11 protein-coding genes and 1 tRNA gene are annotated in these 21,540 nt (G+C 59.9%); 5 read left to right on the forward strand and 7 right to left on the reverse strand.

Going from position 1 to position 21,540, the window contains the following annotated elements; translation table 11 throughout:
- The first annotated feature begins 193 nt into the window (after window positions 1-193).
- From BN2476_RS35120 to BN2476_RS35140, 5 genes are all read left to right on the forward strand, one after another.
- Entirely contained in the window at window positions 194-979 is a 786-nt protein-coding gene (locus BN2476_RS35120; RefSeq protein ID WP_087738796.1) for a response regulator transcription factor, read from the forward strand.
- A 9-nt stretch (window positions 980-988) separates the two neighbouring features.
- A complete protein-coding gene (locus BN2476_RS35125) occupies window positions 989-2,536 on the forward strand; it encodes a sensor histidine kinase (protein ID WP_087738797.1) in 1,548 nt (515 codons plus the stop codon).
- 228 nt (window positions 2,537-2,764) lie between these two features.
- Window positions 2,765-4,423 (forward strand): MFS transporter, encoded by a 1,659-nt coding sequence (locus BN2476_RS35130; protein WP_087738798.1) that lies wholly within the window; start codon window positions 2,765-2,767, stop codon window positions 4,421-4,423.
- Window positions 4,424-4,510: 87 nt separating this feature from the next.
- Window positions 4,511-4,587: transfer RNA gene (locus BN2476_RS35135), tRNA-Met, on the forward strand.
- A gap of 174 nt (window positions 4,588-4,761) precedes the next feature.
- Complete coding sequence (locus BN2476_RS35140) at window positions 4,762-6,483, forward strand: site-specific integrase (RefSeq protein WP_087738799.1); 1,722 nt, start codon at window positions 4,762-4,764, stop codon at window positions 6,481-6,483.
- Between the two features lie 211 nt (window positions 6,484-6,694).
- On the opposite strand, the gene BN2476_RS35145 is transcribed toward BN2476_RS35140, so the two are convergent.
- From BN2476_RS35145 to BN2476_RS35170, 7 genes are all read right to left on the reverse strand, one after another.
- Window positions 6,695-8,902, reverse strand: coding sequence for a DUF8724 domain-containing protein (locus BN2476_RS35145; protein ID WP_087738800.1), 2,208 nt, complete (start codon window positions 8,900-8,902; stop codon window positions 6,695-6,697).
- Between the two features lie 12 nt (window positions 8,903-8,914).
- A complete protein-coding gene (locus BN2476_RS35150) occupies window positions 8,915-12,622 on the reverse strand; it encodes a DEAD/DEAH box helicase (protein WP_173819695.1) in 3,708 nt (1,235 codons plus the stop codon).
- 15 nt (window positions 12,623-12,637) lie between these two features.
- Complete coding sequence (locus BN2476_RS47500) at window positions 12,638-13,117, reverse strand: hypothetical protein (RefSeq protein ID WP_173819696.1); 480 nt, start codon at window positions 13,115-13,117, stop codon at window positions 12,638-12,640.
- Window positions 13,101-15,593, reverse strand: a complete 2,493-nt coding sequence (locus BN2476_RS35155; RefSeq protein WP_173819697.1) for a hypothetical protein — start codon at window positions 15,591-15,593, stop codon at window positions 13,101-13,103. Before BN2476_RS35155 ends, BN2476_RS47500 begins: the two co-directional genes overlap by 17 nt.
- A gap of 263 nt (window positions 15,594-15,856) precedes the next feature.
- Complete coding sequence (locus BN2476_RS35160) at window positions 15,857-17,647, reverse strand: HsdM family class I SAM-dependent methyltransferase (protein WP_235851100.1); 1,791 nt, start codon at window positions 17,645-17,647, stop codon at window positions 15,857-15,859.
- Window positions 17,648-17,736: 89 nt separating this feature from the next.
- Entirely contained in the window at window positions 17,737-19,182 is a 1,446-nt protein-coding gene (locus BN2476_RS35165) for an argonaute/piwi family protein (protein WP_087738801.1), read from the reverse strand.
- Window positions 19,183-19,184: 2 nt separating this feature from the next.
- A complete protein-coding gene (locus tag BN2476_RS35170; protein ID WP_218274571.1) occupies window positions 19,185-20,912 on the reverse strand; it encodes an SIR2 family protein in 1,728 nt (575 codons plus the stop codon).
- Between the last annotated feature and the right edge of the window lie 628 nt (window positions 20,913-21,540).

Consider the following 21,540-nt stretch of genomic DNA (forward strand, 5'->3'; position numbering starts at 1 on the left):
ACACCGCTTTGAACACGGTATGAACAGCCAGCACGCTAAACGCAGACACTGTATAAAAAAACAGTAGTTTTGGCAAGCCCGAATCACATGTGGACGTCCACATGTGCGAAGCGGGCCACACTCGCTACCCACAAAAAATTTTCGGAGACGCTGTGCGCCGGAGCGCCCCGGTGCCGGCCGGGCAAGGCGCAACATGCGAATTCTCATTGCCGAAGACGACAGCATACTCGCGGACGGTCTCGTCCGATCACTCCGCCAATCGGCATACGCCGTTGACCATGTGAAGACGGGCGCGGAAGCAGATACCGCGCTGTCGATGCAGACTTTCGACCTCCTGATTCTCGATCTCGGACTACCGAAAATGTCCGGCCTCGAAGTGCTGCGGCGTCTGCGCGCGCGCAATTCGAACCTGCCCGTGCTGATCCTGACGGCCGCCGACAGCGTCGACGAGCGCGTCAAGGGACTGGACCTCGGCGCCGACGACTACATGGCCAAGCCCTTCGCGCTCAACGAACTCGAAGCACGCGTGCGCGCGCTGACACGGCGCGGCGCGGGCGGCGGCCCGACCGTCGTCAGGCACGGATCGCTGTCGTTCGATCAGGTCGGCCGAATTGCCTATGCCAACGAGCAGGTTATCGATCTCTCCGCGCGTGAGCTAGGATTGCTCGAAGTCCTGTTGCAGCGGATCGGGCGGCTGGTATCGAAGGAACAGCTCGTCGATCATCTGTGCGAATGGGGCGAGGAAGTCAGCAACAACGCGATCGAGGTGTACGTGCACCGGCTTCGCAAGAAGATCGAACCGAGCGGAGTACGCATCATCACCGTGCGCGGGCTTGGCTATTGCCTCGAGAAGGCCGCGCCGTCACCGCAGACGCAACCACAAACGGCTAGCGAGCAGGCATCGCCGCAGACGCCGGCGCCACAGCAATCCGAGGCGGCCGCGTCGGCGGCGATGCCCGCCAGCCACCACTTCAAGTAAAGGCGCTCCATGTCCGTCCGCGCACCACGCGCCACGGCGCACGCGGCGGATATCGACGAAGTCCGCGACGCCCGTTACGCGAATCCGTTCGCGCCGCCCGACGAAACCGAAGCGGCCACGGAGACGCGTCCGCGCTCGCTGTTCGGCGAAATCCTCGACTGGATGCTCGCACCCCTGTTGCTGCTGTGGCCGATGAGTCTCGCCGTCACGTATCTGGTCGCGAAGTCGATTGCGAACGGGCCGTTCGACCGCGCACTGGAAACAGACGCGTACGTGCTCGCGCGGCAGATTCATCCCGTCAATGGCGTCGCCGAACTGACGTTGCCCGAGTCTACGCGCGATTTCCTGCGCGCCGACAACATCGACAGCGTGTTCTATCAGGTGCTGGGCACGCGCGGCGAACTGGTCGCCGGCGATCGCGACATGCCGCTTCCGCGTGAAGAAGACCGGCCGCAGCCAGGCATCGTCGAGTTCCGCGACGATCTGCTGCGCGGCAACGACATCCGCGTGGCCTATACGACCGTCGAGTTTCCGCAGACGCCCGGCGCGCAGCCCGTGCTCGTGCAGGTGGCCGAGACGCTCGACAAACGCAGCGCGCTCGCCAACGACATCATCAAGGGCGTGATCCTGCCGCAGTTCGTGATCCTGCCGCTCGCAATTTTGCTCGTGTGGTTCGGGCTGTCGCGCGGGCTCGCGCCACTGCACGCGCTGCAGGCGCATATCCGCGCGCGCCGCCCCGACGACCTGTCGCCGCTCGAAGCGCGCCGCGCGCCGCCCGAAATCGAGCCGCTCGTCACATCGTTCAACGACCTGCTGACGCGCCTCGAACAGAACATGGAGCTGCAAAAGCGCTTCATCGCTGACGCCGCCCATCAGATGAAGACGCCTCTCGCGGGCTTGCGCACTCAGGCGGAGCTGGCGCTGCGGCAGGATGCGTCGGCGGAAGTGCATCGTTCGCTCGAACAGATCGCGACCAGTTCTGAGCATGCCGCGCGGCTCGTCACGCAGCTGCTCGCGCTGGCGCGCGCGGAAAATCGCATGTCCGGGCAGATCTTCACGCGCGTCGAAATCGGCGACGTCGCCCGCAGCGCCGTGCGCGACTGGGTCCAGGCCGCGCTCGCGAAGCAGATGGATCTCGGCTACGAAGGACCGGAAACGCCCGAAGAAGCGATCGAAGTCGAAGGCAACCCGGTCATGCTGCGCGAGATGCTGTCCAACCTGATCGACAACGCGATCCGCTACACGCCCGCCGGCGGACGCATCACCGTGCGGGTGCGGCGCGACGATGTCGCGGGGATGGCCCATCTGGAAGTCGAAGACACGGGCATGGGCATTCCTCCCGCGGAGCGCGAGCGCGTGCTCGAGCGCTTCTACCGAATTCTCGGACGCGAAGGAGACGGCAGCGGACTCGGTCTCGCGATCGTCCGCGAAATCGCGACGATGCACGGCGGCAAGCTCAGCATCGACGACAACGTGTATCAAGCGTCGCCGCGTCTCGCCGGGACGCTCGTCCGTGTCAGCCTGCAGATGTTGGAACGTGCACAGGACTTACCCTAACCCGTCAGTTTGGCCCGTTTCCGTCAGCAATCGCATGCGGACGGTTTTCAGACGATTCGCGCATTAATAGACGAAATTAGCGCGAAATTGGCCAACTTTAGCCAATTTCGATGACTCCCAAAAGCATACGCGCCGAGTCAGAACGCCGTAAGTTTCCGCTCCAATAATCGCTAGACGGCAACGCCTGTCCGGGCGAACCGCGACTGATATCAATACTGGAGACGACATATGGCTACCGTAAGCGGGCAAATCTCGCACGCGCCGATGACGAAAGACGAGAAACGGGTGATTTTCGCGTCGTCGTTGGGCACGGTTTTCGAGTGGTACGACTTTTACCTGGCCGGCTCCCTCGCGGCCTACATCAGCAAGAGCTTTTTCTCCGGCGTCAATCCGACGGCCGCCTTCATCTTTACCCTCCTCGGCTTCGCGGCCGGTTTCGCGGTGCGCCCGTTCGGCGCGCTGGTGTTCGGGCGGCTCGGCGACATGGTCGGCCGCAAGTACACGTTCCTGATCACGATCGTCATCATGGGTCTGTCGACCTGCGTGGTCGGCTTCTTGCCGGGCTATGCGGCGATCGGCTTCGCATCACCGGTGATCTTCATCGCGATGCGTCTGCTGCAAGGCCTCGCCCTCGGCGGCGAGTACGGCGGCGCAGCGACCTACGTCGCGGAACACGCTCCAGCCAACCGGCGTGGCTTCTACACCGCGTGGATCCAGACGACGGCGACGCTCGGCCTCTTCCTGTCGCTGCTCGTCATTCTCGGCGTGCGCACGGCGATGGGCGAAGAAGCGTTCGGCAGCTGGGGCTGGCGCATTCCGTTCATTGCATCGCTGTTCCTGCTGGGCGTTTCGGTGTGGATTCGCCTCCAACTGAGCGAGTCGCCGGCATTCGCGCGGATCAAGGCTGAAGGCAAGACGTCGAAGGCGCCGCTCTCGGAAGCGTTTGGCCAATGGAAGAATCTCAAGATCGTGATCCTGGCTCTGATCGGCATAACGGCCGGCCAGGCTGTTGTCTGGTACACGGGCCAGTTCTATGCGCTCTTCTTCCTGACGCAAACGCTGAAGGTCGATGGCGCGAGCGCGAACATTCTGATCGCGATCGCACTGCTGATCGGCACGCCGTTCTTCCTGTTCTTCGGTTCGCTGTCCGACCGCATCGGCCGCAAGCCGATCATCATGGCGGGCTGCCTGATCGCGGCGCTGACGTACTTCCCGCTGTTCAAGGCGCTGACGCACTACGCGAACCCGGCTCTCGAAGCCGCGACGCAAAAGGCGCCCATCGTCGTGATCGCAAATCCGGACGAGTGCTCGTTCCAGTTCAACCCGGTCGGCACGGCCAAGTTCACGACGTCCTGCGATATCGCGAAGAGCGCGCTGTCGAAGGCCGGCCTGAACTACGACAACGTGGCTGCGCCGGCGGGCACGCTTGCGCAGATCAAGGTCGGCGACACGACGATCGACACCTATGACGGCAAGGCCGCGGGCGCCAAGGAAGCCGGCGCGACGTTCGACAAGACCCTGAACACCGCTCTGAAGACTGCCGGCTATCCACCGAAGGCCGACCCGTCGCAGCTCAACTGGCCGATGACGGTCGTGATCCTGACGATCCTCGTGATCTACGTGACGATGGTGTACGGCCCGATCGCGGCGATGCTGGTCGAGATGTTCCCGACGCGCATCCGCTATACGTCGATGTCGCTGCCGTATCACATCGGCAACGGCTGGTTCGGCGGCTTCCTGCCGGCGACCGCGTTCGCGATTGTTGCGGCCAAGGGCAACATCTACTCGGGGCTGTGGTATCCGATCGTGATCGCGCTGGGCACCTTCGTGATCGGCCTGCTTTTCGTGCGTGAGACCAAGGACTCCAACATCTACGCGCAGGACTGAGCACCGCGCAACTGACGAGGAGCCGCAAAAAAGATGCCGGCGGGGGTTGACAGCTTCCAACGGCATCTTCATAATTTCGCTTCTTTCGGCGAATTAGCTCAGTCGGTTAGAGCGACGGAATCATAATCCGCAGGTCCGGGGTTCGAGTCCCTGATTCGCCACCAGCTTCAACAGAAAAGCCGCTGCTCCGCCAGGACAGCGGCTTTTTTGTTCTGGAACGCCGGGAATGCGCCCGAACAGGCGCGTTGGGCGTCTAAAGCGCGCGTGCGTTTTAGGTGCGGGGCGTTTTTCGGGCGCGGGTGCTACACGCCACTGTTACCTTCCGTGGAGAGCACACCGTGAAACACCCCTACCTCGCCCCCCGTCGCGGTTCGTCGAACTACTATTTCCGTCGCAAAATTCCGCTCGAACTGCAATCCCTGCTCCAACGCAAGGACTTCTGGCTCAGCCTCGAAACGCCCAGCAAGGAGGTGGCCATCACCCGCCTGCCGCTGGCCGCCCTGGAATTCGAACGCCTCATCGCCCCAGCGCGGGCTGCGGCCGACGCGGCCGCAGCGACCTGCGACAGCTGGCTGCCGCACAGCCTGCGTCCGGCGGACGACGACGAGCCTCATCCGTACCACCCGACCGCACAACCGCCAGGCACGACGCGCCTTTCCGCCGTGCAGATTCCCCGACTGGTCGAGCGCTACACCGTCAACGCGCTGGCGAACGATGACGAAACGCGTCCGACTTACTTCAAAAAAAAGAGTGACGAAGTCGAAGCCGAAGCCGAAGCCGAAGGCAAAGACAAAGACGACTACGACGACGAGGCACACCGAAGCTTGTTGCTCGAGGCTCGCCAGCAGTTGCGCCGGGCCCGGGCGTCGGACGACTTTTCGGACGTACGCGAGTCCGTCGAGGAACATCTGACGTGGGAGCGCGCCTGGCTACCCGCTGCGTCGACGGAGTTCGTCACCCTGTTGAGGGCGATTACCGATGCGCAGTTGGCCGTCGTCGAAGAAGAACTGCGGCGCCTCGAGGGCAAAGTCAGCGAGACGCCCGAACTGATTCCCCTGGTCGACGAAGACGATACCTGGGAGGCCGCCCTCAAATGCTGGAAGGCGGAGCGGATGCCCTCGCCGAAAACCGTCAACGACGTGACGAGGCAGGTACAGCGCTTCAAGTCGCATGTGGGCAACCTGCCCCTGTCGGTCCTGACGCCCGACCACGTTGAACGATTCAAGACGCTCTGCCTCGAGAAGGACGAAGTCGAGCACGGCCGCGTGAACACGATTCTGTCGCTGCTGTCGCCGCTCGTCACGCTCGCCATGCGCAAGAAGCTGACGAAGCTGGCCAGCACCCCGTTCAGCGGCATGAAATATCCCGCCAAGGTGGTCGAACGCAATCGGAAGACGGTACGCACCGCCTTTACCATTGAGCAGCTAAACGCCATTTTTGCCTCACCGGTCTGTACACACGGACACCGTCCGGGGAAGGGAGGTGGCGAGGCCGCCTACTGGCTGCCGCTGCTCGGCCCGCATACCGGCGCCCGGGTCGAAGACCTGTGCCGGCTCACGGTCGCCGATATGGTCCAGCGCGATGGCGCATGGTGCTTCCACCTGCACGACTCCAAGCGCGAGAGCCGGACCGGGAACCGGACTGTCATGCGCCACGTTCCAGTCCACCGTAACCTGCGGCGACTTGGCTGGCTCGACTACGTCGAATCCCGCCGGCCAGCTGGCGGCTCGGCATGGCTCTTCCCTGACCTCTCGACCAACCAGTATGGCAAGCGCGGCGCTGTGTTCTCCAATTGGTTCAACGCCTACCTGCGCTCGCCCATCGGCCTCACGGACCCCGCGCTCGTGTATCACAGTTTCCGCCACACCTTCCAGACGTTTGGCGAGCTGGCGGGCATCAGTGGGCACGTCATCGACGAACTGATTGGGCACGCGCCTGACAGCCGTTATGGCAGGAAGGAAGGTCGGTTCAAACGGCTGCCGTTTGAACTGCTCGTCCAGGCAATGGAGAAACTGGATTTTCCCGGGCTGGAACTCGGTCACCTGATGCACCGCACATGATGGTGTCAGCGCCCCGAGCATGGGCCAGTCGACAGACGATATGCGAATGCCTGCGTGAGTACGGCAGACGGGAGGTTACGCCTCGGTGGTTCCACTGTTGCGTGTCCACGCTGAAACCTGCCAGCGTCCGCGTGAACTCCGAACTTGCTGGAGCGTCGCGAACGCCGCCTCCTTGGAAGCACGGGAAGCCTCCTTGCAGATGCTACGAAACCTATGGCTGGACCATATCGAAATAGCCACGAATTGGCAGCCCTCGCTTGTCGAGGCGAGGGCTGCCACCAATAGACCGCAGCACGGACCGCGATAGCAGCTTGTTGCCTGCGATGCAGGATGTCTCCGGCATCATCACGCAGTCAGGACAGGCGCCACCACGTTCCGTGCAAAGAGAACCCGTGCCGCACTGGGTTGCCTTAGAAGCCAGCAACGCGGTCAGCATCGCCGTACCGGCATTGCGCCAGAGTGAGGACAGGTTACCCAAGTCCATCGTCGTGCCGTTCCGGTAAACCACAAACGCCAAGTCTGCCGGGAAAATGTACTCGCCCAGCGAACCCAAGTCCAAACCTGAGTACTCCGACACATGTTTCATCAGCAGGTGCGAGTAGCTGTGCAGCAGCGTGTACAGGTAGAAGTAAACGGGCGGTGACGTAGTCTCGGGCAGATTATCCAAGAAGGGGTTCATCGACTGCGCCGCGCCCAGCAGACCGGCGCCAATCTTTTCTCCGGGGTTCAAATTGAACATATCCGAACACTTGAGGCTTTTCAGCCATTCAAGAACGATTTCTTCCTTGAGGCGCACATAGAGCGCCTCATTGCCCTGCTGCACAACATACACCGGATACCGTATGGCGTCGTTCTGCTTGACGGGTGGAAATAAATTCAGGCGGACCGGCATATCCATACCGCGTTTATCTCGGAGGATGGGCGTCGACTCCATTCGCGAGTAACCGAAACTAAAGCGGCATAGGTCAAACTCCCGGATAAGGCCCATGTCCTCCAGACCCAGCCTGTCGAGCAGAGCACGCGTCACCGCCTGCACCTCGCCCGTCTTGTTCTTGTCCTCCGGTGCCAGGTCCTCATCAAGCCTGGTGAAAGAGACGTACGGCTTCTTACCGTTTGTCTTCTTCTCAACATCGAGTCGCGTGTTCTTGAGCGTAGCGTGTTCGATTGCCAACCGGAACGGGTCGAATTTCGACGCGAACTTGGACTGCCTGTCCCGAATGTTCGACATAACAGACATCGGCAAGTCTACCTTCGGTACCAGAATCTGCCTCTGCCGAAGGTCATCGAGGATGCGCTGTCGGCTTTTGTACGCGGTATCCAGTAGCCCCTTCATTGCCGCACGTGCAATGTCGGGAAAGGATTCCAAGTGAGGTTCGACGTCCCGAATTTTCCCTACTGCATCTAGGTAGTCCGCGAGGTCGTTGGCACACTCGGGTTTGCCGTCGCAAGCACTCTTCACGTCATCGTCAGTGATGCTCTCAGCGGTGAAACCGTACTGCCTGGCAACGAAATCCTTGAGTTCGGCGTCGCGTCCAGGCAGCAGCCGCGTCAGCAACTGCTGGCTACCATCCTTGAAGTCGATAAAGAGGTCCGACTTGACATAGTAGGCGCTTGACGCGCGATAAGGAGCCGCCTGCATGCGCACCTCAGTGAGCCGGTCAGGCGCCATCGCTGGTCCAAGAATGCGCAGCGTGTCGCGGTCGTTCTGCAGCCACTTCGGGGACAACGGTTTGTCACAAGCGGCACACTCGAAGAACCAATCCCCAATGCCAGCCGAGCGTCGGTTCAGCTTGAACTGGAAGCTTCCGCAAACGCAGTTGTCAAAGCGCTTGATGACTTTGGCATCACGGTCGCTCCAGTGCCACTGACCTGGAAAAGCTGCCTCCCAGTGGCCGGACCAGTGCACGAAAATAACGTCCAGTTGCTCCCAGTCGCACTGGCCTTTCTTCTTCGGATTGGGGCAATGTTCAGGAGTCAGGTCCTTGAGATTCTTGTCCAGCTCAGCAAGAGTCTCATAACCTTGGAACATCCCACATGTCCGGCAGACGAATGTCAAAGGTGCCGGCGTGTACTCCATGTGTGATGGGCGGCAGAGATAAAAGCGGTCTTGGCCCGGCAGTTGAAATTCGGTCCTAGCCGGGTCCAGCATAGCGTGGTCGACGCATTGCGCCGGCAGAATGCGAGGTTTGGTAACGTCGCCATCGCGTGCAGACGAAGCGGTATCGAACCATGCTTGGCCGAGCTCGCTTATGCGATGGAATATCAAGTCCATGGTCAACTCGGATAGTTGAACCGGCTCCCCGGCCGAAGAACGGGCAATGCATGCCCCCATTCCTCCCTCGAATGTAAAAAAGCTTTCTGGTGCGTAGGCCGTCGCAAGCTGGTTGCGAGAGCGATTCATCGTTTTGGCTTTGGCCATTTTTTGTCTCCCTCAGCTACGCGCTTCCGTATCACTGTCAGTTGAGTCGATGTCTGCACCGGACCCTCGCCGGATGAAGGTCATCGCCCGCGCCGTCATACCATCCTTCACGGGCTTGAATGATGCGTCAAAGCGCGACTCTTGAATCAATCCGGGTTGGTCCACGTCGCGCAGCGATGTCATTGGGCGCAGCAGGCTGTTACGCACCGCGAAAAACTTCACCAAGTACGTCGCGTTGACCAACCGCTCAACGCTGAGGTCTTGTTGGTAGTGAGTGAGCTCCCCCTTAAGCAATGACCGGTAGTAATTCTTTCCTTCTGGCGGAGGAGAAGACGACAGACCGAGGGCCTTTTCGATAAAGAGTTCGGTTGCCTTCATGTTGGCTGGCACGTCAAGGAAGTCTCGTACATCTGGCGCCTTCGCAAACGTGGGGCAGATACGCTTCCGGTCGTCATCGGCTGCGCACAGGTACTCAATAGCGTTGACTCCACACACGTACTCCTGGAAGAAGCTCGGCATCACACGCACGAGCGCCTTTTCGGCCCATCGGTCAACCGCCGCCGGCAGTATCATCCGCTCCAGGAACCGATGGAAAATATCGTGAATCTCAAGCACGAATCGGTCTCGATAGCGTTGTGGTACCGGCACTAGCAGCGAGAAGCCTACGTGTGTTCGGCCTACCCGAGACGACGCCTGGATGTACTCGGAAATGTCCGACGGGATACCCGCGAAGAACATCGCGTTGAACTCTTCCACGTCGACGCCATGAGAAATGGCTGAGGTGGCAATGACCGACCGGAGAGTACTGTTGAGTTCTGGGAAAGGCTCGTTGACACCAACACGAGTCTCGGCTCGGCGGACAATATCCTGAATGTCTGCCGCAGAAACGGCGCCGGATATGAGCTCGGAGTTCAAAATGTGGTCGGCATATCCGTCAGCTTGGTGGAGTTTCTCGAATTGCACCTTCTCGGTGTCAATGACTTGGTCACCGCCCTTCTTGTTGGTGACGTAGGTCAGCGCGATACGGTGCAGGTCCACCAGCGTCAGCAGTGTCGCAGCATCGGCGCTTTCAAGGAGCCGAACGAACTGAGCCTGAAGTGGACCGGGCGAAACCCACCGAATCAACTCGGCGCGCGCGATTTCCGTCTTGGCGGTGTCTTCACTGCGCAGCCCCTCATACAGGCCAGTGAGCATGAGATGGAAGTGGCCAAGTACTGAAGCCATCGCTACGGTGTGGCGATGGCCGTTGGTCAAGACGGAAGCATAGACGCGTGCCCAATGGCTGCGCAGCTCCACTTCATCCACCGGAACGGCCGCTCGCTCGGTATCGTTCGACGTGGTGTCTGGTTGGAGGGGCGTTGAGTAGAACGAGTCGTAAAGGGTCGGCCCGGGGTAAGGGAACTGAACTGTGGAATCGCGCTGGTAGAGGTTGCTCATCTGCCGTTGCGGTTCGCTGACTGTGGCCGATGCGGCGATTACCTTGATTTTTCGTCTGATTGCAGAGTCTGGTTCATATGACAAGTGCCCCTTCAGCAATGGAGCAAGCTGGTCGAACCCAGCTTCGAGCGCGGACTCGAACAGTCCGGAGAAGGTGCCGAGGGACTCGTCCAAAAGGTGCGCCTCGTCTTGAATGAGCAAGGCCGGGAACGGGTCGAAGAACCTTTTTTCTCCCGACGCGAAGGAAGGAAACAGCGCGCGTGTGCCCGCTCCCGGGTGCCCATCCCAATCCCTAACTTTCATCGGCACGTATAAGCGCTCACTGTCGGTTTCGACCAAAGGCGCAAAACCGAACATGCCAAAGAACTTGCGGATAGTTCCCTGCGACTGACCGATGGCGGCCAGTTTGTCGACCGTCCCTAACAGAACAGATGGCGCCAGGTCGTAGATGTCCTGGTCCACGATATAGAAAGGCAGCGGGGTCGGCCTGGAGAAACGCGCGTTCCAAGAGCATGCTTCCTTCGACGCCGTGCAATAGTGCCCCATCGCATTGGCACCTATGCCAGAATGGCGGCGGAGAGCCAGCATACTACCGTCCTTGTTTCCACAGAACGGGCACGACGCGAGCTTCAACCAGCGTTCCCTGGCGCTCTTGTAGGGCTGGACGTCCTTTTGTTTCGGCTCCATATCCGGCGTAGTCCAGCTATCGCTGGGGACCTCGTCGTATCCCTCCTCGGAATGCCAGTTGGGCGTATTACTGCCGCCAACCCAAAATCCCAGCGAGAACGGCTCGCCGAAATGCCCACGCGAGTACCGAACCTCTTCAGCCGCGCCGATGGTCGCGAAGGTCCGGCGCGCCTGCTGCAGCGTGAGCAACCGCAACGGGTAGCGCATCAATGTCGAAACGCCTCTTTGCTTTCCCCGCAGGCGGTCAAGAAAGAGCACGAATGCAAGCAGTCCGAGGAAGGCCTCGGACTTGCCACCGCCAGTCGCGAAATACAACAATGTCACCGCATTGGCGTGTTCGGCAACATCAGGCGTGTAGAAGCTGTGGAACTCGGGAATGCGGGTCGCGAATGCAGGAATGGACGTCAGGATGAAAGCGAGCTGGAACAGGCGCCAGTCGGAATAACCCTTCGATTTCGCCACCTTGGCCATTGCGGTGTTCATCGACACCCACGCTTCGAATGGGATGCCAAGCGGTGACTTCTGGACGCCCGGCCCGCTCCAGTGCGCGCGGGATTTTTCAAGAATTTCCAGGCCGCACCGGATGGCGCTCAACTCACGACGCCACGCCATTAGGTCCAGGCGCAACTTTTCGCGCTCCGCAACACGCTGCTCGGCGGCAGTCGGCCCCTCAAGCCCCTGTTCCACCGGACAATCCTCAATCTTGGTCCGCCACGCCTCGTAGGCGCTAATGAGGGGTTTCAGGCCGGCAAGGCAGTCCGGTTGCGCCAGCTTCCCAATGTTGAGTTCGACGGTTGTGTCACTTGGGATGATTCGCGGCAAGACGTAGCGGGGTGCCCAGGTCGTCGTAAGTCGGTGCAGCGCACCGTCGGTGATGAGAGTGACACCACCGTTGAAGCCCAACGCCGGGTATTTGAGGTACTGGTTGTATCGATAGGACGGCTTGACTCGGTCCAAGTGGAGGAATTGGTGGTCTCCCTCCGGCACTGTCACGGACACCGATACCTGAAAGAGCGAAGGCTCCAGTTCCTTGAAATTGTTCTTCGTGAGTGGCGCAGTCCAGTTCTCCAAGGCCACATGGACAGTCATGCGGGTCGCGTCGACTGGGTCAGGCACCGCCTGAACGACCCAACGCAAATCGATATTCGGTATAAGGACAGCAAGATTAGAGGCGCGAACTGCCTCCAAGTAGCGTTTCCAGTCGCGCACGTCGGAGGGACGGACGCGCGCTCGACGGTAGCCCCACAACTTTCCCCCCATCTCTGGGTCGGCACTGACCGCCCAATCCGCTAGCTGCGTGGCGATGGCCGCGTTCAGGGCAACAGTGGCCTTTTGGGCATCGACCGCCGCGGTTGCCGGCGTGAACTCGAATGACGGCAGAATAAGGTCGAGCCGGACCCATTTCGGTGGGGGAGCGATATCGTCTACCAAACCATCGGGCATGGCGAGGCTGACAGTAACCTCCTGAGCCGGGCGTGATTCGCCCTGCTCGCCGTTCTCGCCAGTTTCATCTTCGGCGCCGTTAGCCTCGGCTTCTCCGTCCGTCGACTCGCGGTCCAGCCTGTTGTCGAAAGGCAAGCCCATCGATTCATACACGCCCTTGCGCGCCTTCTAGCTCTTCACGGCCCAGTCCGGATTCGTCTTGCCGCCAGGCAGCGCAGTGATGAGCCTGGTCAGCGCGTCCTTGACCTTACTTCGAATTTCAGCACGAGCCTCTCTGGTCAGCGGAAACGTGGCTTCCAGCCGCCCCCCAAGCTTCACCTCGTCCTCGGTCGGCAGGATTCGGACGTACACGGCACCAGTCAGCGATACGCCGAGAGTTGTGCCCACCGCAGACGAGCGAATCTGAAAGTCCATGCCGTGCGCGCTGATGCGAATGGGGTCCGCCTCCTCATCACCGGCGCGCTCCTCGGCAGGCATCGGCACGATGAATTCCGACATCAATGCCGCGCTCGGCTTTGTGCCGTAAACGACCTTGTAGAATTCACCCCGGCCGGCAAGTCGCGCAGATAGTCCATTGAGCAAGCTGTCGACAACGGCCTCTTTGTAGGCCGGGTGAATGCCGCGCGGATTCTCACTGAGGATGGGCATTGGTTTCCCCTTTCTTGCTTGTGGTCACACGTGCCGGAGGCGGCACAACGCGTTCGACTCGATAGACACAGTGCAGCGCTTCCTGCTGGAGGTCCCGGATGACGGCCTCGGGCACCTTGCGATACGCCGCTGCACTATCAGGCTGGAAGAGTATTTCGGCGTACCGGGCGACCAGCTCTCTCCCGAGATGTTGGTTTAAACGCCGCGCGTTACGGACGAATGCCCAGTGCTGTTCGGCGGCTTCATTGCTGATTCCCAAGGCCCTACAGAAGACATTGAAGTACTTGGCATCCTGGGGCGCATGAGCGCGCGTGTCGTTCGCCGCTTGCAGTGACAACCAGTAGTACACGCGACTCGGTTTGCACTCCACCGCTTTGGGGTCCAGCTCGACCATCTTGGCATGAATCACGCGTGCTAGCGCCGACCGCGTGGTGCATTTGAACAGTAACGTGCAGCGCCTTTGCACATCATCGTGGTAAAGCTTAAGCAACATCCGTATGGGGTCTACCACAGAACTTGTCCCGTCACCGTTCAACTGAAGCGACGACTCCAGCTTGGCACGCAACTCATCGCTCATATCGAAGATGAAATCGCCAGGCTCAATTTGGCTCGCGGTTACGCGCCGGAATGGTGGGTCTTCATCAGGTGCATAACGGTAAACCCATCCAGAGACATACGCCCGGCCACCACCTTCAAGCTCGAACTTGAAATATGTCTGTTCACTGCTTTGAGCGTTATGCCCATTCTCGTCAAACTTGAACGTCAGCGGCATCTCGCGGAGTTTGCCGATGACCAAGGGATTCGGAATCTCGGCGAGGCGCCGTTCGAGCTCCAAGGCCAGTAAACCGATACGCCCTCGGTAAGCCTTAAACTCCTCTATCTCCTTCATACTGGTCAGCGTCTTTAGGGTTGCTTCAGCTTGTCGATAGGCGACCAAGACCAAGGTGCCGTGAGGCACTTCCGGGTGTGTCACCAAGACGCGAAGCACATCGGGATTGATACCAACGAACGCCAGGTGCTTGCCTTTCCGTTCGCCGGAGAGTGTCTTGTTGACGGCGGAGAGTGTGTGCCATTCAATGCGCGCCTCGGCAGCGGACCAGTCGTTGCCAAGCTTCCGCTCGAGAAAGCGATGAGCGAGCAGCACATACCTCTTGCTTGGCAGCACTAGCGAGATGCCCTGCCGGCTGTGGACCGCATATTTCCGGAGTTCAGCCAGCATGCGAGACGCCATAGGCGTGGCATCGCTCCAGTCATCGATGAGCCTTTCCGCGCGCGCAATCGTTCGTTCCACGGAGTCGCGAATCTCGTTCAACGCTCCAGACGCAAGCGCTGCTACGAGTGCGAGCTTCACAGGTGCCCAGGCATTTTGCTGGCTACTATAGTCGCCTTCATCAACCTCTGCCGACATCGCGGTGAGGTCGGTATATCCCGCAGGCATATTTGACAACCGCAAGATATACATGCACGCATGAAGTAGCGCTTGGTGGGCCGGACCTTCCTCATTGTCTACCGACGCCGCTAGACGTTGAAACGCCAGAGCAAGCTGCGATGCGTCTCGGTCGACGACACTGACGCTGAAGTTCGAATTGTTGCGCTGCACTGGACGCCAGTCGGGAGCAACCGGATGCGTCGCGAGCAACGTTTCGTCAGCTTCCGCTGCCCACACTTTCGATGTAAATGTGACCTTGGATTCATGGAGTTGCGCGCGCAGGATGAAGAAGGTCTTTGGGTCATCTGTCACAATAACGGCCCCCATATCGGAGCAGCCATTCTCGTGCGCAAGCGATAGGAAACTAGGAATGCGCTTAACGGCAGCATAGTTCGTGCGTGTTGCGGCATCTGTCGCGTCAAGCAGCAAGACCTCTGGACGCCCCTGCCCCTTCAATGCCGAGGCACTCAATGCCGTCCGCCACGCACCCTTCTTCGCCGAGTGATGCACAACCATGAGGGCGCCGGGGGCCTTGTCAGGAACATCCCACTCAAGGCGGACCTTCTCGCGCAGGTCGCGCCGAAGCGCGAGGCGCTCGACCTTCGCGAGAGTGCGTTCGAGCGGATTAGAGATTGTTGAGGTCCAAGTAAGCTTGGTGGGGTCAAAAACGAACGTCGGAATGAGTTCGGCGAGTGAGGGGTCGGGAGAGTCAGGGTTGTGCTGACTAAGGTCGTTCAAAGCCCATAGTGCGGCCAGGAACGCTGGCGATTCCGTGCATGACTTCATTTCGAAAGAGTCATTCTCCTGCACCCACAGACTGCGATAGAAAGCGCTCAGTAATTCGCGGTTGGCGACAACGCTGTGGAGCGGCGCGCGACAGGCATGGGTGCCCGGATAGAGCAAGGTCCGTATGCCACGCAAATCCTTGGCGAATACCCTCTCGATGTCTGCCAAGGCATGCAGCAACGGCAAAGACGTCAACTTGGCAGGCCAGACCAAGCAAAGTGATACCCCACCTTGGTCAGCAGCAGCGAGCATCGTGCTCACAAGTTGCTTCGCCCAGGGCTGCGGAGCGATGGGCACGCTCGCTGTGCGAGAAAAGTAGGTCAGAGGCGCAATTCCGGCGCGAATCTTTGCCCACGGTCGTTCCACACGCGTCGGCGTCGGCTGTGCAGGGGGGGCGGCTGGAGGTGCTTTGGATTTGGCCGGTCGACGTGTCCGTCCCATCGGCTGAACAGTCAGCTTTCGCGCGAGTTCAGCAAGCTTTTCTCGAGCTTTCGCCTGGTCGGCTTTGCGCACTGCCAAGGACTTCAATCGAGACATTGCGACATCCGTACTGTTTGATGCTCTGTCGAGTCATTTCCTAGAACGAGTCCGAACGCTACATTCACCGCGTCGTCCATCGACCTGCCACCGACCGCGGCCGCGATGAGCGCCCGCGGGTCCGGCAAGGCGAGCTGCTTGAGTTCAAACGCTGACACATTCGTGGCGCCGGAGATGCACCTGAAATACCGGTCCACCGTCCGCGCGCTCAACAGCTTGGCGAGCTTCGTCGGAGGCAGCGCCGGCTTTTCGCTCACCGCCTCTATGATGACAATGTGGTTTTCACCGATGAATCCGCCATAGGCGTCGAAGACGCCCGGCGATACTGCTGCCGCCACCAGCCGACGAGGCTGGTCATTTGACGTCACACGCTGCATGACCACGCAGGGTGACGTAACCACCGACGTATGCCTCTTGTTGCCCAAATCCACGAAGCGATGCTCGCCGTTATAGGAAGGCTTGTCTTCCAGACGAACGATTCCGCCAAGAACGATGTCTCGTGACCACATCAAAGGCATGGCCGTGTGCGCCTTTACCCGGCGAGCATCATTGAGTGATTCGAACTTGGGGCGCTTGTCGCGATTCCATACGTATGCGCCGATGCGTACGCGATAACCGTAGTCTGAGAGTCGGAACCGAGAGAGCGCCGCCCTCTTAAGAAGAACCACATCGTCGACGGAGCGGGGAATGGGCCATACAGAGCCGGCGTTGGGAAGCACGCATTCGCCGACATTCGTGTACTGACCAGTAACTGACACGACCGACACATTGGCTTTCACAAATGTACGGTCCTCTTCGGTGCGCCGACGCAGCACGGTCAGTGCGGTTTCTTGCTCAACGTCGATGAACACGCCCTGTCTGTCACTGACCATACCGATATGTGCCACATCCGTGTTTCGGAGGAGGAACTTGCGCAGGCACCCGAAGTACTGCCCGGACAGGAAACTTGTCGGCGTGACCAACGCGGCATAGCCGCCGATACGCAGCAGGCGCACGCAAAGCGTTATAAAAAGCGCGTAAAGATTTGGCTGGGCCTCAATAACGTCCGCATATACAGGGCGCAGGGGTAGTAGCTCCTCGGCCGTCATCTTCCGATATGGCGGATTGCAAACGACCACGTCCACCGTCCCGAGAACTGGGCCCAATTGCGTCAGCGAATTCGCCACATGGACCATGAACGACGGAACGTAGCCAGTCTCTTGGATATCGTCGTACAGGGCCATGCACAGAAAGTGCCGGGACAGTATGCACAACGTCTTGTCCAGGTCCGCGCCGTAGAGATGCTTTTCAATGTGCTTAAGCAACCTAAGGGATGTGAATCCCCGTTTCCTCAGCGCTGTTCGCATGCGCTGCGCAATCGGTGCCAAAAAAGCTGCGCCGCCGCAGGCCGGGTCCAAGAAGGTCTGACTTCCGAAATCGACGCCTTGAGCCATCAGGTCATCTAGCAGCCCGTCAGTAATCGATGCCGGCGTGAAATACATCGCAAGCTGTCTCCGATGGCCTTCGTCAGCCAGCATTGCGTATGACGAGCTGAGCCAATATGTCGCATCCAGAAAAGTCATATGACTGAGGGACGAGACAAATGCGGCCAACTCCGGCTCATCGGCAAGAGCCTTTGAATATGGCAGAGACGGCTTGGGAAGCCCAGGAAAAGCAGTCTTACACCACATGCGCAGCACCGTACCGACAAGCGTTGCCACGTCGCTTTCGCAACGATTAACCGCCACGCCGAGACCTCTTATGCGCCGCTTGATAGAAAGCTTCGACAACGGTGCCATCACCTGGTCTCCTGGGTAAAGACGTCGGGAGCCAGCCGCTCTGTCTGTCGCGCTGCGTTCATTTCAACACCGTCGGCGTTCCTCTTGTTTCACATGAACAAGCGATAAGGATAGTGGTTGCCTGGTAAGCCCGGAACATTAGCTATGGTTTTCGCAAGTTTCTGTGAATAGCGGATAGTCACTGGAACAGGGTCATACAGTGCGTCGTTATTCCAGTCCATCTTCGTCAGCGCAACTGTTTCTAAGGCCGCTATTTCGAGCGGTCCACTACCCGCGTGACGAATGATGTTCAGCGGCTTCGGGATGCTCTTCGCGCCTTGGTAGAAGAGCTTGTCACCGAGACTGGCGGTGGGCGCATTGCCTGCGACCCAGACCAACGCCGAATTGCCCGTACGCATCAGCATCGCACCACGCGGGACAGGCGCCCGGTCCGGTTCGCTATGCACACCCTTTTTGCTACTTGCCACCAACCAGACTCCGCGCCACGTACCCCTACTGCCTATTTCGAGGCATTCGACCTCCTTCACGGTGGAGAACGCGTCAAAGACACCACGCAGCTCCTCTTCCTTAAATGATGTCGTTTTGTGGATGACAAGCCGGCGCGGCAGCCGACCGCCGTTGCGCTTGAGGTAAAGATTCAGGCTGCGCGCCATCACTGCTCGCATGTCACTACGACTGAGGAAAGGATTTCGGCGGGCTTCTTGGACGTCTGCGACGGGGTCGCGAGCCTCGAAGGCGACGAACTGCATCCCTCCACCGTCGGCGTCGAAAACCTGCGAGCAACAGGTCACGAATTGTGCCGCGCGTGGGTCACCGCGCAGCGCGTAAGCTAGACCAACGTATGCCGTGTCCTCCGGCACCCCCTCCATCGGGGCGAGTTTCCACGGCACGCCCCCTGCCTTGACGAACAGCGCAATAGACAGACGCCAGGCGAGCGAGGCCTTGTACTTGAAGCTAAAGACACGGTCGTTTACGACCTGCGTCGGAATTGCATATTGAGCGCCCAACGCTTTCAATGCGTCGTGGGCGTCGAATCCCAACCCGGTAAACGCCATTTCCCATCTGTCCGGCAGATGCACGATTACAACATCGAACTCGTCATGCATCGCATTCAAGCGCACCATTGCCTCGGACATTGCCGCAAACAGTCGCTCGTGTGGCGCCCCCCCGCCGCCCAGCGCCATCAGGTCATCGGGCCACTTGATGTGGACGCCTTTCGGCGCAGCAACAATCGGAACCCGGAAAAGCTCTTCAAAGCCTGGATAATGCGGCACATAATTGCGCCGGTCCCCAGCAGCATGGTTAGCGCGTACAGTCTCGACCAGGTCCCGAATCTTCGGCCATCCCGCTGCTGGTGCCACAAGCGCCACGCGGAGCTTCGGCGTGTACCCCTCGAACGCGGTGCCGTTATACGCACCGTGACGCTTGAGTCCACGCAGGGGATTGACCTCGAGGGCGGTATTCTCGCTGTTGAACGTGAGTTCCGGTTCAGCCAGAAGTGAAAATGGTGGGAGCTTGGATGTCTGATAGTCCATCTTCAGTTCCCAAGATGCAGATAAGGTGCATCGTGCCCCGGCCGGCTCCACGCCGTCACCGGAGAAAGCTGGAATACGGCATCGATACCTTCATCTTCCTTGACACCGGTCGCGCGGACTACCGCCCCATCAGTGCCTGCCAGCAGGTGTGCCCAAGCATCGATGATTCCCGCCCATACGTTGTTGTACCGCCGCGCCCATCGCTCGCGTCTCCAGTCCACCGAGGGGTCGACCCAGCGCTTGCGCTCAAAGCTCTCGGATTCATCGCCCTCGTCTTCTTCTGAGCGGTCGCGAGGCACATCGACGAAAGTCGTTGGTTCAAACGCCAGCCACCAGCGATTCGCCGCTTGCTCGAGACGCAGCAGCACGCCTTCGTAGAAGGGGTGGCCATGTTCCGTCTTACCGTACAGCGAACCCGAGTACGCGTTCTTCAATTTCGCCTGACGCTCGACTCGAAGCGCACGCGCCTCCGACGTTTCCTTATCAGTTTCTCCTTGCGCCATTACGGCGTGCCCCTGACGACGCATCCGTGCTCTGATGGGCCTACGCCGGCATACGGCACGGATGAGTGCGTCATAGAGCAAACCGAGCGCCCAGCTGTCGTGCTCGGGCGACAGCGCAATTGTGTCAGCCAACCGTCCACCAACCGGCTCAAAGGCTTGAAGGAGTGCGGCGTCTTCTCCGAACGCTGCGACGTCCCGCCCGTTGCTCGCAACGATGGCCCAGACCCCGGCATCTCGAACCAGCTTCCGGGCGTCGGCGCTCGTAAGCGGCTTCGCCGTGGTGATTCGGCGAGCCATCGTAGGCATGGAAATAACAGGTAACGCCGAGCAGCGAAGAACGGGGTAGGAGACGTGGTCTTTCGTCGGCAAAGGAACCGGACGCAGAACCTCACGTGCGTTGAACTCGCCAATATGCTGCTCAAGCGCTGGCGGCATACTCAGGTTGTCGAGGATGTCGGCGGCAAGCTCATCAAACGTGTGGCATTCTACGAGAGAGGTCCGCACGCCGGCGGCATCCGCTGCTTCCAGAAACTCGCGAACTGCGGGCAGAATGTCCTTCGCCGAGCGCGCGACCCAGTGAATTCCACCTGGGAACGCGTTCGGTTGTGCAATTGCGCTGGCCAATGCTTGCATGACTGATTCATCGCGACCGCTATATCCCACGATGACGAGGCCATACCGACCGCATGCAAGAGTCAGCACCTGGCGCATCTGCTGGTCCTGATGACGAAGCTCCGCGGTGGTGTTCTTGATGTGAACCGACTGATAGTCGCCGTGAATCTTTGCGAGCAGGGGGCGGCTCTCTCGCAGGGCAAGCGTCGCCCGCTCGACGTTGTCGATACCAGCCACCGCGATGTTTGCGCGGTCGCCCGCCGGGACCAATTGGTCCGTCATCATCGCAGCCGTTTCGACCAGATTGTCAAAGTTGGGCGAGAAAACGCACGGAACCCGGCCCGTTGTGATGAGAGAGGCGAGTACACGATGCGCGTACGACGGCGTGCCTTTCTCGACAGCCGCCGAGATGTAGTTACGACGGTCTTCCGGCGTGGGGTGCACGGCCTCGAACGCGGTGGCGTATTCTCGCGGGTCACCCGGTGGGGGCAAGTCCGAGCGCGACTCGAGATAGGAGTTGATGCGGCCAATCCAGAGCGGGTCGTCGGCATCAACATCCTTGAGCTTCACGCCGGCGAGTTCGCAAAAAATCCGCTTCTTGAAGTCGGTAATCATTGCGTAGCCGGTCGGGATGCCGGCTGCCGCCGATGCGCCTGCACCCAAAAACCATGCGTATTGAGTAGGGCGAAGACAGAACATCCTAGCGAACTGTGCGCCCGAAACTGTGTGAATCGCCAAACTGCCCCCGATGGCTGTGGTTATCTCCCACCTGCGGCCTGCCCGTGACTGGCATTCCCCGAACCATTGTAGCGAAAACGAAACCACCGAAAACCAAGCAGTGGATTCAATCAATCGACGACAACTGTGCAATCGTAGCCCAGATAACGCGCTAAGGACCTTCGACAGGCACCCGGCGGCGGAAAGTTCAACAGATGCCGGACCGTTGGTCAACCAGCGCGCGTGTTCAGACCACCTCCCTCCATGGCCGCACACTGCTAGTGGTGTTTTGGGCCGCGTTTGATTTAGAACCGTAGCTACACTCCGCTGGCATGCTGCCCAACAATAGAGAAGCTCTTTATCCCGCTCAGTATGGCGCGTCTCGTGCGTCGAGCGAAATCACCATGCACTTGAACCGCCCTGCTCCGCGTCCGGAATGGTCTCTTCGCATCTCAGACCCGCGTGCGACAAGGTACCGTGGCGACCCAGCAGTCCCGGAAGGCGGTCCGCAAGCAACCTCGCCCGA

This window comes from Paraburkholderia piptadeniae (assembly GCF_900007165.1).
GTDB classification, from domain to species: domain Bacteria; phylum Pseudomonadota; class Gammaproteobacteria; order Burkholderiales; family Burkholderiaceae; genus Paraburkholderia; species Paraburkholderia piptadeniae.